Origin of the sequence: Streptomyces sp. NBC_01707 (assembly GCF_041438805.1) — a bacterium.
Lineage (GTDB): Bacteria > Actinomycetota > Actinomycetes > Streptomycetales > Streptomycetaceae > Streptomyces.
On the sequence record NZ_CP109190.1, the window covers coordinates 8,930,164 to 8,945,882 of the forward strand.

The following is a 15,719-nucleotide window of genomic DNA, read 5'->3' on the forward strand; positions in this document are numbered from 1 at the left end:
AGCGCACTCGGATGCAGATGCGGCCGAGGCAGCCGCGCAAGCGCCCGCAGCTGGATCTGCGTACCCCCTTCGGTCGGTCGATGCCCTACTGAACCCCCGGCTACCGCACATATGGCGGAGGACATCATGGCAACCGCTCGACGGGTCGTACCGTTCGCAGAGCTCGGTCGGCAGGATGTCGGCTGTGTCGGTGGCAAGAACGCCTCCCTGGGAGAGATGACCGCACATCTGGCATCTGCAGGCGTGCGGGTGCCTCCTGGTTTCGCGACGACGGCGGACGCGTACAGAGATTTGCTCGACGGCCACGGACTGCGTGCGCGGATCGCAGCGCAGATCGGGCGTCTGCACGAAGGGGCCGGGTTGGATGAGGTGGGGGTGGCGATCCGGTCGATGATCATGGCTGAGGAGCTGCCGACCGGACTGGGGAGCGAGATCGTCACCGCGTACGAGAGGCTCGCGCGCGACCAGGGCCGCGAGGATCCCGAAGTCGCCGTGCGCAGTAGTGCTACCGCCGAGGACCTGCCAGAGGCAAGTTTCGCCGGCCAGCAGGAGACCTACCTGAACGTCCGCGGGCCTGCCCAGCTGTTGCAGGCCTGCCACCGCTGCTATGCCTCATTGTTCACCGACCGCGCGATCGACTACCGGGAGCGGACGGGCTTCGACCACCTTTCGGTCGCTCTCTCCGTCGGCGTTCAGATCATGGTCCGCTCGGACCTCGCGGGCGCCGGAGTGATCTTCACCCTCGACCCCGAAAGCGGCTTCCCCGAGGTCATCGTGGTCAGCGCGGCGTGGGGCCTGGGCGAGACCGTCGTCAGTGGCCAGGTCGACCCCGACGAGCACACGGTCTTCAAGCCGAGCCTGAAGGACTCGGCACTGGATGCCGTGATCGATGTACGGGTCGGAGCGAAGCGGAAGAAGGCGGTCTATGGCGAGCACGGCCTGACCCGGACCGTCGACACGACCGGCGAGGAGCGCTCGCGACCTGTCCTGACAGCTGCGGAAGTCCGGCAACTGGCCGAATGGGCGATGACCGTCGAGGAGCACTACGGATGCCCCATGGACCTGGAATGGGCCAAGGACGGCCTGACCGGCGAGCTGGCGATCGTCCAGGCCCGCCCCGAAACCGTACAGTCCCGGCGCCGTACGACGACGCTGCGTCGCTGTCGCCTGACCGTCAGACCGGGGGAGAGCCTCATCGAGGGCATAGCGGTCGGCGAAGCCATCGGGTCCGGCCCGGTCGTCGTCCTCGACTCGCCTGTGGATCTCGACCGCTTCCCGACCGGCGGGGTGCTCGTCACCGGCATCACCGACCCGGACTGGGAACCGGTCATGAAGCGTGCCTCCGCCATCGTCACCGACCATGGCGGCCGGACCTCGCATGCCGCCATCGTCAGCCGTGAACTCGGCGTCCCAGCCGTCGTCGGCACCGGCCGGGCCACCGAGTTGCTGTGCACAGGCCATGAGGCGACCGTCTCCTGTGCCGAGGGTGCCCGCGGTCAGGTCTACGCGGGACTCCTGGCCTACGAGGAGCACGAAACCGATCTCGCCGAACTCCCTGCCACCCGGACCCGCGTGATGCTCAATCTCGCTGATCCGTCCGCAGCCTTCCGCTGGTGGCGCCTGCCCGCCGACGGCGTCGGGCTCGCGCGCCTGGAGTTCATCGTCGCCCACCAGGTCAAGGCCCACCCCATGGCTCTGCTGCACCCCGACCGAGTGGACCAGCACGACCGCTGCGCCATAGAGCAACTCACCGAGGGTTGCCTCGACCGCGGCCAGTACTTCGTCGACCGACTGGCGCACGGTGTGGCCCGCATCGCCGCATCTCGATGGCCCGACCCGGTCGTCGTACGGACCAGCGACTTCAAGACCAACGAGTATGCGCGGCTGCTCGGCGGCCGGGCCTTCGAACCGGTCGAAGCGAATCCGATGATCGGCTGGCGCGGCGCGAGCCGCTACTACAGTGACGCTTATCGCGAAGGATTCGCCCTGGAATGCCGGGCACTGCGACGGGTTCGCGACGACTTCGGCCTGACGAACGTCATCATCATGATTCCCTTCTGCCGCACCCTCGAAGAGGCCGACCGGGTTCTGGCCGTCATGGCGGAACAGGGGCTACGCAGGGGCGAGAACAGCCTCAAGGTGTACGTCATGGCGGAGATCCCGTCCAACATCATTCTGGCCGAGGACTTCGCCGCGCGTTTTGACGGCTTCTCCATCGGGAGCAACGACCTGACCCAGCTCACCCTGGGCGTCGACCGCGACTCCGAAGCCCTCGCCCATGTCTTCGATGAGACCAACCCCGCGGTCACGCGCAGCATCCAAACGCTGGTTCCGCGCGCCCAGTCCGTCGGCCGCACGGTCGGCCTCTGCGGCCAACGCCCCAGCGACGACCCCGCCTTCACGGAATTCCTGGTGAAGACCGGCATCGACTCGATCTCAGTGGCACCGGACAGCTTCGCCGCGGTGAAGCAGCACGTGGCTGCTGCCGAAATGAACCTGCACGGGGAGGACCGAACGGCCCTTTCGGGACCCGACCGCCCCGAGCGGGCCTGACGTCCAGCGACTGAAACTGAACCCGACACCGCGGAAAGCGCCGCCAAGGCACTGGAGACGGAGGACACCATGTCCGGAACCCAGATGGAGCGCAGGCGTCACCTCTTCCCCGACCTCATGGACTGGTTCGGAACCGACTTTCCCCGCATCCCGATGTGGCGGCCGATGTCCGGAGTCCACCTGATCCCGATCGAGGTGACCAGCCAGGAGGGACAGTACGTGCTGCGCGCCGAGCTCCCCGGGATGGACCCCACGAAGGACATCCACATCACGGTCGAGGGCGACACCCTCACCGTCAGCGCCGAACACACTGAGAGCAAGGAGGAGAAGGATCACTCGGAGTTCCGTTACGGCTCCTTCCACCGCACCGTTCGCCTGCCGGCTCAGATTCCGTCCGAGGGGGTCGAGGCAGAGTACGAGGACGGCATCCTCACGGTGCGCGTAGAGATGGGGCCTGACGTACCAGACACGGCACGCAGCATCCCCGTCAAGAGGGCCACAACCAACGGTGACGCCGAGTCGTGACGGATCGGCAGGTGCGGCGGTTGTTCGGCTGTCGTGCGAACGAGTTGCGACGCGCCGCTGACCGACAGCACGGCCACTGGCACGTCGGACCCCCGCTGGGCCGACCGGCCGCGGCGGGGGCCGGGAGCGGAAGCCGACCGGCCGCGGCGGAGGCCGGGAGCGGAAGATGACTGAAGCCGACACCACCCCACACACCACCGGCCAGGGGCCGCTGCTGAGCCCCGACCCACTGGAGCCCCTGCCGTTGTTGCGGCGCGAACTCGGCACAGGGGCGAGCGGCCTTTCCGCACGGGAGGCGGCCCGCCGCCTCGCCGTCTACGGTCCCAACGAGGTCCGCCGCAAGGCGAGGTCACCCTTGGGGCGCGAACTCGTCCGGCAGCTGGTCCACCCGCTCGCCCTGCTGCTCTGGGCGGCCGCAGCGCTGGCGTTCGTCGCCGACATCCCGGTGCTCGGCTGGGCCATTGTCACCGTCGTCATCGTCAACGCGGGGTTTGCGCTCCTTCAGGAGCGGCAGGCCGAACGGGCGGTGGAGACGCTGGCGAAATACTTGCCCGAGCAGGCCATGGTGATCCGGGACGGCCACCCATCGACCGTAGCAGCGAGGGGACTGGTGCCGGGAGACCTGGTCGTTCTCGAAGAGGGTGCCAAGGTCCCCGCCGACGCACGTCTGGCCGACGGCGGCATTGAAGTCGACCTGTCGATGTTGACCGGTGAGTCCGCGCCTGCCGAACGCATCGCCGGTCCCGGACTCGTCGGGGCACCGCTGTTGCAGGAGCCCAACCTCATTTTCAGTGGCACCACGTGCACGGGGGGCCAGGCCCGGGCGATCGTGTTCGCCACCGGCGACCACACGGAGCTCGGACGTATCGCCGCGCTGAGCCAGCGCACTCGACGTGACCCCAGCCCCCTGGAGAAGCAGGTAAAGAAGGTCGCCTGGCTCATTGCCGCCGTAGCGGTTGCCATGGGCGTGGTGTTCCTGATGGCCGGTGTGGCCGTGGGGCTGCCGCTGACTGACTCCCTCATGTTCGCGATCGGCCTGCTCGTCGCCAACGTGCCCGAGGGCTTGCTGCCGACCATCACCCTCGCACTTGCTGTCGGCGTGCGCGTACTCGCCCGCGAAGGAGCGGTGATAAAACGCCTGAGCGCCGTGGAGACGCTCGGATCCACAAACGTCATCTGCACGGACAAGACCGGCACTCTCACCCAGAACCGCATGAAGCTCCAAGCCGTGTGGACGCCGGAGCACGGTAGGGAAAACGGCCCCTGGGCGGGAGCGCTGGCGCGAACCAGCGCACTGTGTACCACAGTCTCCCGCGACGCCCAGGGCGAACTGCACGGAGATCCCACAGAGATCGCCCTGATCGAGGGTGCCGCGGCCCACGCCGCTCCCGTCGACCTCGACCAGCGGGACACCGGGCGTCACGCCCTCTTCCACTTCGACCCACGGCTGCGCCTGATGTCGGTCGTCCAGGGTGACGATGCGCAGCATATGCACGTCATCGTCAAGGGCGCACCGGAATCGGTGTCCCGCTCCCTGTCCGACGGCCACGATGCGGCGGCGTTGGCCGCGGCGGACGATCTCGCGCATGACGGCATGCGCGTGTTGGCCGTCGCCGGCCGTGAGCTGTCCTCAGGATCCGAGCTGCCGGCCCGGCGCCAGGACGCGGAGACAGAATTGCGGCTCCTGGGCCTTGTCGGCCTGTACGACCCGCCACGGCCGGAAGTCGCGGACGCCGTTCGCCGCTGTCACGAGGCCGGACTCCGCGTCCACATCGTCACTGGCGACAACGGTGCCACCGCCGCGGCAGTAGCCCGTGAAGTGGGCATCGGAGAACCGAGCCTGCACGTGGTGGCGCAGTCCGAGTCGATCGGCGACCACGACCTCGACCAGGTCCTGGCACACGGGAACGCAGAGGTCGTCTTCGCGCGCTCCTCACCCGAGACCAAGCTGAAAGTGGCCGACACCCTGCGCGCCCACGGGCAGATCGTCGCCATGACAGGCGACGGCGTCAACGACGCCCCCGCCCTCCACCGGGCACACATCGGTGTCGCCATGGGCCGCTCCGGCACGGATGTCGCCCGTGAGGCTGCGACCATGGTGCTGACCGACGACAACTTCGCCACCATCGTCGATGCCATCGAGTCGGGGCGTCGGGTCTACGACAACGTGCGCAAGTTCATCGTCTACATATTTGCCCACCTCACCCCCGAAGTCGTCCCCTTCCTGGTCTTTGCACTCTCTGCCGGTGCCGTACCACTGCCGCTGACCGTGCTGCAGATCCTGGCCATCGACCTCGGTACCGAGACTCTCCCGGCGCTCGCACTCGGCCGCGAACGAGCCGAGCCGGGTGTCATGAGCCGCCCACCACGCCCGAGTTCGCAGGGAGTGATTTCCCGCGACATGCTTCTCCGCAGCTGGGGCCGACTGGGCGCGGTCTCCGCCGCTCTGATCATGACCGCCTTCTTCTATGTGCTGTGGCGGGCGGGCTGGCACCCCGGCAGTGCGACAGGCCCCGGCACGGCGCTGCACCACGCGTACATGACCGCGACCACCGCCACGTTCGCCGGCATCGTCACCTGCCAGGTCGGCACTGCGATGGCCGCCCGCACCGACCACGCCGCGCTGCGAGACATCGGTCTGTTCACCAACCCCCTGCTCTTGGCCGGTATCGCCTTCGAGCTGGCCTTCACCGCAGTACTCGTCTATGTGCCGCTCCTCCAAGGGCTGTTCGGTACGGCCGCCCTGCCCCCCGACGTCGTCGCCTTGATTGCTACCTTCCCCGTGCTTGTCTGGGGTACGGACGAACTGCGGCGTTGGGTCCGACGCGCACACCGAAAAACACAGCCCTGACGCATGTTCCGGAGGCTCACCTGCGCGCGGTGCGCCCGTTGACGGAGAACGTGAGGGGCTGGTCACGCGTGCCCGTTTCGGCTGAGCGGTCTGAGGATCTCGCCGGAAGTCAAGGCCCAGCTTCACCTGAGTGGTGGCTACAGCAACGATGCGCGTCGCGGCCGTGGCCTATTCGTGCGCGATGACGGCGACAGGTGAGGTGGCGTGATGGAGGACCGCGTGAGTGATCGGTCCGATGTGTGCGCCGATCGAGGACCGGCGGATGCGACGGCCGACGACTACGAGGCCTGTTTCGGAACCTGCCTCCAAGAGCTGCTCGGAGGCACTTCCGATCGTCGCCTGCGCGTCGATGGGGACCGTCGGGTACTTGTCCCGCCACGGCTTCAGCATGTCGTCCAGGCCGGTGTTCATGCTTTGAGTGATCTGCGCATTGACTTCCGGGCTGTACGCGAATCCGGACCCCGCCAGCGGGGGAAGCATCCAGCTGTGCAGAGCACGGAGTGTGCAGGCCCGCCGTGACGCCTCGTCGAATGCGAAGGCGAGGAGAGCGTCGCACGGTCGGCTGATGTCGATGCCCACGACCATGTCGCGGTCCGTGTGCCGCCCATGGGCGTGCGGCATTGCGTCCTCTGCCGCGCGCACCAGGACAATGGGCCGCTCCACGGCCTGGATGACCGCCATGCCGACGGAACCGAGGACGAATCCCGTGAGCGTGCCCAGTCCTCGGGAGCCGAGGACGAGCATGCCCGCGCTCGCTGCCACACCGACCAGCGAGTCGGCCGGCCGACCATCGAACGACTCGGTGGTGATGTCCAGTTGCGGGTGTCCTTCTCGAAGACCGTCATGAGCCTCGCGCAGGAGGGCCTCCGTCCACGGGCGACGCACATCGGAACTGGCGGCAGGGATACCGGGAGGCGACGACCATTCCTCGGCATGGACAAGGTGCAGCGGCGCATTGCGAAGGAGCGCCTCGCGCGCGGCCCAACGGGCCGCCGCGATGCTTTCTTTGGATCCGTCGAGGCCGACGACAATACGTTGGTTCATGATGGCCTTCCTCGGACAGGGACAGGCTTGCGGCCACGGGATTCGTTCTTGCGGACATCTGAATGAGGCGTTTCCAAGGCGGTGACAACCGCGCGGTCATCACCTCGCACCGGCGGTCTTGGCGATTCACGCCCCTCTCCTACCCCAGGGTGCCCGTCCGTGCATCGACCGGCATGTCGTCCTGCTCGTAATTGAGCCGATTGATCACGTCCACGACGCCATCGACGCTCCGGCACAGGCGCGGGATGACGGGGACGAGACTGCGCCGTCTCACGGTGCCGCTGAGGGTCACGAGACCGTCGGCGACCTCGACGGTCAGCGACGAGGGGCTGAGCCGGAGTGTGTGCGTCAGGACGTCTTCGAGGATCTCTTCCTGGATTGCGTGATCCCGGCGCAGGAAGAGTTGTAGGAGGTCGCCGCGGCTCAGGACGCCGATCAGTCGGCCTTCGCCGTCGACAACGGGCAATCTCTTGATCTTGTGCTTCTCCATGACACGGGCCGCGCGGACGACGTTCCACTCAGGCGCCGCAGTGATCGCCGGGCGATTCATGAGATCGACGGCGGCATTCGCGCGGCCCCTGGAGCTGCGACTGCGGAGCAGGTCGGCTTCGGAGACGACGCCTACGGGACGATCGTGCTCGTCCACGACAGGCACGGCAGTTATGCCGAACTCGTCGAGGAGCCGGGTGATTTCCTTGAGCGTGGTGCCGCGCTGGACGCTTACGACCGTCGGCGTCATCATGTCGAAGACTCTGCGATGCCTCATCGTCCCTCTCCTTCAGGCGGGGACTTCGACGTCGAGCCGGGCCGTGACGTCCACGACTCCCGGCACCGTGCGCGCGACATGGACCAGCACGTCGTTGAGCAATGGGTCGGGGATGCAGCCGTCCAGGCGGACGGCACCGTCGGACACCTGGACGTGCACGGTTGCCGAGCCGGACGGGATGAGTTCAGCCATGATCAATTCACGCAGTTCTTCGGCGATGTCCTCGTCCGGGCGGAGATAGATCTTCAGAAGGTCACCCTGGCTGACCAGCCCGATCAGGCGGCCGTCGTCGTCGACGACGGGCAGCCGCTTGAGGTGGCCGCGGGCCATCAGCCGAGCGGCACCCGCGATGCTTGCATTTCGGGTAACCGTCACGGCGGGCACGGTCATGAGTTGACCGGCGGAGACAGCGCGGGACTCGTCCCCACCTTGCGCTTTGAGCAGAAGGTCTGCTTCGGAGACCACGCCGACGACTTGTCCCTCGTCCGTCAGGACGGGCAGGGCGCTCATCCGCCATTGCCGCATGGTCTTCACGATGTCCTTGAACGGCGCTGTGCGGTTGACCGGGATAACGGCATGCGTCATCACGTCATCGACGGTACGCATTTGTTTCATGATTCCTCCGAGAACGAACGGCCCTATATGTCCCGGCGTCGGCAGCGTTGTCTGCCGGCGGTAGGACCACCCGGGGTCCACAGGGGACTGTTCGGCTCTGTTGTCCTGACGTGAACGGTGCTTTCATGAAATTGACGGAAAGAGTCATTGCGAGGATGCGGAGAAGCGGCTGGCGGCCGTGCACCGCACGATCGGGAACCGCGAGAAGCGGTCGGCTCTTTCCGTCCCATGGTGTGAGTGCTCAGCGGTCGTCTGTATCACGCGCTGAATCCGGGGGCAGGTCCTCCACGGCGTATTCGAGGTACTGGTCGACGCTGACGACACCATCGACGGAAAGGCACAGGTGTTCAACAATCGGAATTGTTGAGTGTTCCTCGACCGTGCCGCTCAGGGTGACGACCCCTTCTTGCACGGTTGCTGTGACGCCCCCTGGCGTCATCCGGAGAGTTCGGCCCAGCACCTCGTCGACGATCTCATCGTGTATGGCGTCGTCGCGGCGGAGCATCGGCCGCAGCAAGTCGGACCGGCTGACGATGCCCATGAGTGTTCCTGTGTCGTCGACCACCGGAAGGCGTTTGACCCCGCGCGCGTTCAGGAAGCGGGCTGTTTCGACGATGCCCCAGTCAGGCCGGGCCGTCAGCACGGGCGTGGACATCAGTTCGCCAGCTGTGCGGGCGTCCATTATGCGGCGGTCCACAGCGGCCGTCTCGCGCATTTGGTCACGGCCCTCTGTGTCCGGCAGCCCGGCTTGCCTGCGGAGCAGATCGGCTTCGGAGATGATGCCGATGGGGTGATGGCGGGTGTCCACAACGGGCAGAGCCGAGACATCGTTGTAGTCGAGGCTCCAGGCGACCGACTTGAGTGTCGCCTCTGGGCTGGCGGTGGCCACGTCCCGGGTCATGACTTCGGAGACAGTACGGTGCAACATGGTCCGATTTCCCTTTCGTTCGGGGCTGTCAGCCGTGGGCTACGACAGCCACGGGGGCTGCGGCATGATGCAGGACGGCATGGGCCACCGGTCCGAGATGCGCACCCAGAGGGGACCGGCGAAGGTGCCGGCCGACGACGACGAGGTCCGCGTCCAGCGAGGCCCGGACGAGGTGAGGACCCGCCGGTCCCATGAGCGCGACCTGGTCGACGTTCACCGACGGGAACTTGCGGCGCCAGGGCTCCAGCAGTTCGTCGAGCATCTTCGCGACACTCCGACCTGCTTCCCGTTCGTTGTCGGGGTCGACGTTGGGGAAGGACCTGTAGGCGCGGGGAAGCTTCCAGCTGTGAATCGCCCGCAAGGCGCAACTGCGGCGGGCGGCCTCTTCGAAGGCAAAGGCCAGAACCTTGTCGGGTGCTTCGTGGATGTCGACCCCCACGATCATCTCGCCGTACCGGGTCGGCTCGGCGTCCTCCGGTTCATCAGCCGCCCGTACGAGGGTCACCGGCGTTTCGGTGGCTACAAGGGTCGCCGTGCCCACCGTGCCGACGAGGAAGCCCAGCAGGCTGCCCAAGGAGCGAGAACCAAGGACGAGCAGGTCGGCACCGGCTGCTTCGACGGCCAGCGCGGCGGCCGGCCTGCCGGAGAGATACCGGGTGGTCATCTCCAGATGCGGGTGACGACGCCGTACATCCTCCAGAGGCCCGGCGAGCACCTCGTCGGCCCACCGACCGGCCGTGTGGCAGTCCAACCGCGGAACGGCTGGACTGATGGGCCAGTCGATCACGTGGACGAGCCTCAGCGGCACCTCCCGCAAGGACGCCTCTTTGGCGCCCCAGACGGCGGCCGCCCGGCTCTCGGGGGATCCGTCGACGCCGACTGTCACGAGGTGCTTCATGCCACGAACCTCCCGTCTCGCAGCTTTGTCGTCCTCTCTCAGTGTGGCCCGCGGGCCAGGAGCGGAGGAGGGGCCATGTGGCCCGTTGCGGGGCCGATCAGCCCCACCGTGTCTTGGGGACGCGTCTCGCAGCTCTCCGGTCAGCCCATGTGCGGCACACTGTGGGGGGCGGGTGCGGGGGCGTCGGTGTGCGCGGTCACATGGCCTACGACCGCGACCACCCCGTCGAGTTGTTCTGCAAGGCGTGTCAGGATCGCAATCTGGCTCCGGCTCTCCATTTGGCCTTCCAGAGTGACGACGCCGTCGATCACATGGACGGCGACCGCGTCGGCTCCGAGCCCCATGGTGCCCACAACTACGTCCTCGATGATGCGTCGTCGTATCTCCGCGTCGGGGCGCAGAAACAGACGGAGCAGATCCCGGCGCGTGACGATACCGACGAGTCGGTCCTCGTCGTCCACGACCGGCAGCCTCTCCACGCCACTACGCATCATCAGCCGAGCGGCGTCCGGTGCGGTCTCGTCTGCGTGGACGGTCACCGCCGGGGTCGACATGACCTCGGCAGCCATGAATTCAGCTCCCGACGACACTGCGGTCCCGGTCCCGGTGCCGGCGTCCGGTCTGTCGCTCGGCGCGAGGTGTCTCGCGGCCTGTCGGTTCACCAGGTCGCTCTCGGAGACGACGCCGACGACATGGTCCTCTTCGTCGAGCACCGGCAGTCCGCTGATGTTGTACTGGGCGACCAGCTTCGCGACCTCCTTGAAGGAGGTGGCCGGGACGACCGAGACGACCTCGTCGGTCATCAGGTCTCCCACTCTGATGTGCTTCATGGAGGCTCCTCCTGCCGTCTCGCCGACCCGCACGGACGCAATGCCGGAGGTCGTTCAGAGACCACGATCCGCCGGCCGTACCGGAGTGAGGAGGGCCGAATGGGTCTCAGCCGGGACCGGTCGGACCCGGCTCGAGTGCTCGGACAGGGCAGGATTCCCTCGACAGGGACCATTGGGCCCCGGGCGGTCCTGAGCGGCCCTCCACATGCGGGGCCCCGCGGTGGCAGCGTGAGAGCTGCCCATTTTGCCGGCTCTCGGTGAGGAGGAACCATGGAAGGCACCACTGGCAGGCTGGAACTGGGTGCCGTCATCGTCGGCGTCGATGGCTCCAAGCCGGCCCGCCAGGCAGCTTTGTGGGCGGCGGCCGAGGCTGTACGCCGTGACAGTCCACTGCACATCGTCCACGCCGCCGAAACGGACCGCCGGGCTCTCTACCTTTCAGTGGAGAGCATCGAGCGTGTACGCAACGCGGGCCAAGAACTGCTGCGGGACACTGCCGCCGCCATCAGGGACCAGTATCCCGGTGTGCACATCACCACGGAGCTCAGCCGCAGCTCCGCCGTCCCCAGCCTGCACCGGACCGCGGGGCTCCGAGGCACTGTCGTGGTGGGGAACCGGGGTCTCGGCGGTTTCGAATCTCTCATGCTCGGATCCGTAGGTCTGAAGGTTGCTGCCGGTGCCACGACGCCCGTGATCGTGGTCAGGGGCGTTGAGAAGGGAGGTGAGGCCGGAGTGGTGCTCGCCGCGGTCCGTGACGAGCACGACGGCGAATGCGCCCGCTACGCGGCGCGCGAAGCCGAGCTCCGCCAGGCATCGCTGCGGCTGTTGCACGTGTGGAACGTACTCGAGTCCGCCGGACTGGCCGTGACCATGCTCGACAACGTCGAAGGAATGGCCGGCGAACAGGTTCACCAACTGACGGCGGTGGCGGACGGGATCCGCGATGAATTCCCGGCCCTGACCGTGCAGGCGGATGCTGAGGGAAGCCTCACTGTGGCCGGAGTTCTGGTCGAGGCATCCCACCACGCGGATCTGCTGGTGATGGGCGGACGGCGGTCACCCGGTTACATCGGACGCACCCTCGGGCGGACGACACACACTCTCCTGCACCACGCGCACTGTCCAGTGCAGCTTATTCCGCGGCACGGTCCCGGCCACGGGAGTGAGTCGTGATGGCCGCCGCTGAACGCCGCGAGCTCGTCGTCGGCATCGATCCGGCCAAGGATTGGCACCTGCCGCTGGCCTGGGCGGCGGACGAGGCCCATCGACGCGGGCTGGAGCTTCGGCTCGTCGTGGCCGTATCTCCACTGCACGACACGCAGCACTGCGATGACAGCGCGCGCAGGATGTCCATGATCCAAGCCGGGTCACACGCTCTCGAAGCAGCTGCCGACTGGGCCCGGGAGCGCCATCCGCAACTGCAGCCGGTCACCGATCTGCTCGATGGCTTCCCGGCTTCGGTGATCGCCCGACTGTCCGAGGACGCCCGGATGGTCGTCCTCGGATCCCGACACCTGAACCGTACGGCGGAGCACTTCAGCGCCGGCTCCCTCGTCGTCCCCGTCACGGCAAGGGCACGTTGTCCCGTGGTGGTCGTGGGCGACGCGGAGCACGTCACCCAACAGCCGACCTACCTGGTCGTGGGAATTGACGGCAGCGAGTCCTCGAAGGCGGCGCTGGGGCTGGCGTTCGAGGAGGCAGACTTCCGCGGAGCCGCGCTCCGCGCCGTCTCGGTGTGGCAGCCGCCCGTGATCATGCTTCACGACGCGAAGGCCGCCGTGCAGGCTCAGCGTCGGATGCTCTCCGAGACCACAGCAGGTTGGTCGCTGAAGTACCCGGACGTGCACCTGGCCCACGAAGTGCCGACCGGACATCCGGTGGAGGAGCTAGCCAAGGCGTCCGAGCACGCCCTGGCTGTCGTCGTGGGCCGCCGCGGCCGGGGCGGTTACACGGGCATGCGGCTCGGTTCGGTCGTCCACGGACTGCTGCACCGCGCGCACTGCCCGGTGATCACGGTTCCCCTCGTGTGAAGCCTCATCGTGACTACCACCTCGGACGTGGACGAGTGCCGGTAGAGGAGCCCGGCGGGTTGACCTCGACGGAGGCCGAGCGCCGTCTGGCCGAGCACGGCCGCAACGAGGTGGCGGAGGTGCGTAGCGCACCTCTGTACAGCCGAGTCGTTGCGCAGCTCGGTGATCCGCTGATCATGGTGTTGCTCGGTGCGGCACTGCTGACGATTGTGATCGGCGATCACGCGGACGCGGTGGTCATCGGTCTGGTGATCGTCTTCAACACGACGGTGGGGGTCGCACAGGAGATCCGCGCCGACCACGCCGTGGCAGCTCTGTCGGCGATGTCGGCACCGAGCGCTCGTGTCCTGCGGGACGGCTCAGCACGGGAGATCGCCGCAGCGGTTGTGGTGCCCGGCGACGTACTGCTGCTCGGCGAGGGCGACATCGTCGCTGCCGACGCCGAGCTCATCGAGGCATCTGCCCTACTCATCGACGAATCCATGCTTACCGGGGAGTCCGTCCCTGTGGACAAGGATTCCGGCGCGCTGCTGGGCGCAGGGACTGTCGTGGTGCGCGGACGGGGCGTCGCAACGGTCACCGTCACCGGCGCCGAAAGTGCGCTCGGCCGTATCGCCGCACTCCTCGACGGTGCACGCGAGCCGACACCACTGCAGCGCCGTCTCGCCTCCCTGGGGCGCATCCTGGCCGTCGTCACCCTGGGACTCTGCCTTGTGGTCTTCGTCTTCGGGCTCGCACGCGGCCTGCCGGCCGGGACCATGGCCGTGACGGCGATCAGCCTGGCCGTCGCGGCGGTCCCCGAGTCCCTGCCTGCCGTCGTGACCCTCGCACTGGCGCTGGGCGCCCGGCGTATGGCGGCCCGGCACGCCCTCGTACGCAGGCTCCCGGCCGTGGAGACGCTCGGCTCCGTGGCAGTGCTGGCTACCGACAAGACCGGAACCCTCACCGAAGGCCGCATGGTGGTTCAGCACGTTTGGACGCCGCGGGCGGCAGCGGATCTCTTCGGGGTGGGTTACGAACCTTATGGGGACATCCAGGTCGACGGCAGGAAGCCGACGCCCGCTGAACTTGGCCCCGTACGGGACCTGCTGACGGCGGCATCGTTGTGCAATGACGCCGCCCTGCGGCCACCGCAGGATCATGCCGCCCATGAGAACCGGTGGACTGCCGTCGGTGACCCCATGGAAGCCGCACTCTTGGCGGCAGCGGCCAAAGCAGGTTGTGCGGATCAAACGGAAATCAGGCGGCTGTACCCGAGGACATGGGAAGCACCGTTCGACAGTCTCCGCAAGCGCATGACCACAGTGCACCGAATGGCTTCAGGTGCTCTGCTCGTGTGCTTGAAGGGCGCGCCTGAAGTGGTGCTCGACGTCTCCGTGCTCGCCGACCGCAAGGACGTCCTGATGGGCGCGCGACAGCAGGCGGCGATCCTTGCTTCCCGCGGCTTCCGAGTGCTCGCCGTTGCATCCACCGAGCGGCGGAACGAACCGAGCAACGCTGCCACAGCTGAGACAGGCCTGCGGCTGCTGGGCCTCGCTGCCATCAGCGATCCCCCGAAACCAGCGGCGGCCGCTACGCTCGCCGCCTGCCGTGCAGCGGGGATCACACCAGTCCTTATTACGGGAGATCACCCCGCCACAGCACGCGCGGTGGCCGCTCGTGTGGGACTCATTGACGGAGTCTGCGGTGACGACTCGGTACTCACTGGCCCTGATCTGGCATCAGGGCGCACAGACGACCTCACCACAGCACGGGTATTCGCCCGGACGAACCCGCAGCAGAAACTGGACATCGTCGATGCCTGGCGTTCCCGAGGGGCGGTCACGGCCATGACCGGCGACGGTGTCAACGACGGCCCGGCCCTGCGCCGGGCCGACATCGGTGTGGCCATGGGCAAGCGGGGAACGGAGGTCGCACGACAGGCGGCTGACCTCGTCCTCACCGACGATGACCTGTCGACCGTAGTCGCGGCCGTCGAGGAGGGCCGGCGCGTGTACGACAACATCCGGCGCTTCTTGATTTATGGCCTGGCTGGCGGTACCGCGGAGATCCTCGTCATGCTGGTCGGTCCCCTTGTCGGACTCCCGCTGCCCCTCCGGGCCGGCCAGATCCTGTGGATCAATTTGCTGACCCATGGTCTGACCGGTGTGGCCATGGGCGCAGAGCCGGCGTCCCCGGATGCCATGCACAGGCCACCGCGGCCACCCGGTCAGCACATCCTCGGCGCCGGTGCTTGGCAGCGTCTCCTCGTGCTGGCCACGGTCGTTACCGCGGTCTGTCTGGCGGCAGGGGTTCTTGCACGTGCCTGGGACCTTCCATGGCAGAGCGTCCTGTTCCTGTCGCTGCTCGGCGCGCAACTCGGCGTCGTCATGGGGCTGCGGACGCGTCTATTGACCCGGCAGAACCCCTTCCTCCCCCTGGCCGTGCTCGCATCTGCCCTGCTGGCGCTGGCGGCCCTGTACGCTCCGCCGCTGCGGTCGGTTCTGGAGACCGAGCCGCTCGGTTGGTCCGGGGCCGCTCTTGCGACGGCCGCCCTTATGAGTGGCTACCTGGCTGCTCGGTTCACACGACATGCATTCCGGGAAAGGAAGGCCGCGGAGGCGAAGTCATGAGACTGGTGCGAGTCTTCGCCCACCGTGAACCGCCGCACGATCTTCAACCGGCTGGTCACCGCAGACC

12 protein-coding genes are annotated in these 15,719 nt (G+C 67.5%); 6 read left to right on the top strand and 6 right to left on the bottom strand.

Features of this window, described 5'->3' with window-relative positions:
• Positions 1-126: 126 nt before the first annotated feature.
• From ppsA to OG963_RS39965, 3 genes are all read left to right on the top strand, one after another.
• Positions 127-2,553, top strand: coding sequence for a phosphoenolpyruvate synthase (ppsA, locus tag OG963_RS39955; protein WP_319740147.1), 2,427 nt, complete (start codon positions 127-129; stop codon positions 2,551-2,553).
• A 69-nt stretch (positions 2,554-2,622) separates the two neighbouring features.
• A complete protein-coding gene (locus OG963_RS39960; protein ID WP_371800004.1) occupies positions 2,623-3,078 on the top strand; it encodes an Hsp20/alpha crystallin family protein in 456 nt (151 codons plus the stop codon).
• Positions 3,079-3,244: 166 nt separating this feature from the next.
• Positions 3,245-5,929, top strand: coding sequence for a cation-translocating P-type ATPase (locus OG963_RS39965; protein WP_371800005.1), 2,685 nt, complete (start codon positions 3,245-3,247; stop codon positions 5,927-5,929).
• 168 nt (positions 5,930-6,097) lie between these two features.
• Here the strand turns inward: OG963_RS39965 and OG963_RS39970 are convergent, their stop codons facing one another.
• The 6 genes from OG963_RS39970 to OG963_RS39995 form a co-directional block, all read right to left on the bottom strand.
• Positions 6,098-6,973, bottom strand: coding sequence for a universal stress protein (locus OG963_RS39970; protein WP_327424597.1), 876 nt, complete (start codon positions 6,971-6,973; stop codon positions 6,098-6,100).
• 139 nt (positions 6,974-7,112) lie between these two features.
• Positions 7,113-7,739, bottom strand: coding sequence for a CBS domain-containing protein (locus tag OG963_RS39975; protein ID WP_371800006.1), 627 nt, complete (start codon positions 7,737-7,739; stop codon positions 7,113-7,115).
• A 12-nt stretch (positions 7,740-7,751) separates the two neighbouring features.
• Positions 7,752-8,345, bottom strand: coding sequence for a CBS domain-containing protein (locus OG963_RS39980; protein WP_319740152.1), 594 nt, complete (start codon positions 8,343-8,345; stop codon positions 7,752-7,754).
• Positions 8,346-8,595: 250 nt separating this feature from the next.
• Positions 8,596-9,282 (bottom strand): CBS domain-containing protein, encoded by a 687-nt coding sequence (locus tag OG963_RS39985; RefSeq protein ID WP_319740153.1) that lies wholly within the window; start codon positions 9,280-9,282, stop codon positions 8,596-8,598.
• 28 nt (positions 9,283-9,310) lie between these two features.
• Positions 9,311-10,180: a universal stress protein gene (locus OG963_RS39990; RefSeq protein WP_319740154.1), complete on the bottom strand. Its 870-nt coding sequence runs from the start codon at positions 10,178-10,180 to the stop codon at positions 9,311-9,313.
• A 140-nt stretch (positions 10,181-10,320) separates the two neighbouring features.
• Positions 10,321-11,010: a CBS domain-containing protein gene (locus tag OG963_RS39995; protein WP_362273223.1), complete on the bottom strand. Its 690-nt coding sequence runs from the start codon at positions 11,008-11,010 to the stop codon at positions 10,321-10,323.
• Positions 11,011-11,280: 270 nt separating this feature from the next.
• Here OG963_RS39995 and OG963_RS40000 point away from each other — a divergent pair, with 270 nt between their 5' ends.
• From OG963_RS40000 to OG963_RS40010, 3 genes are read left to right on the top strand one after another with little or no spacing between them, the layout of a single operon-like run.
• On the top strand, positions 11,281-12,183 hold the full coding sequence (locus OG963_RS40000) for a universal stress protein (protein ID WP_371800007.1): 903 nt from the start codon (positions 11,281-11,283) through the stop codon (positions 12,181-12,183).
• Positions 12,183-13,040, top strand: a complete 858-nt coding sequence (locus tag OG963_RS40005) for a universal stress protein (RefSeq protein ID WP_327424600.1) — start codon at positions 12,183-12,185, stop codon at positions 13,038-13,040. The genes OG963_RS40000 and OG963_RS40005 overlap by 1 nt, the downstream gene beginning before the upstream one ends.
• A gap of 59 nt (positions 13,041-13,099) precedes the next feature.
• Complete coding sequence (locus OG963_RS40010; protein ID WP_371800008.1) at positions 13,100-15,652, top strand: cation-translocating P-type ATPase; 2,553 nt, start codon at positions 13,100-13,102, stop codon at positions 15,650-15,652.
• Positions 15,653-15,719 lie beyond the last annotated feature (67 nt).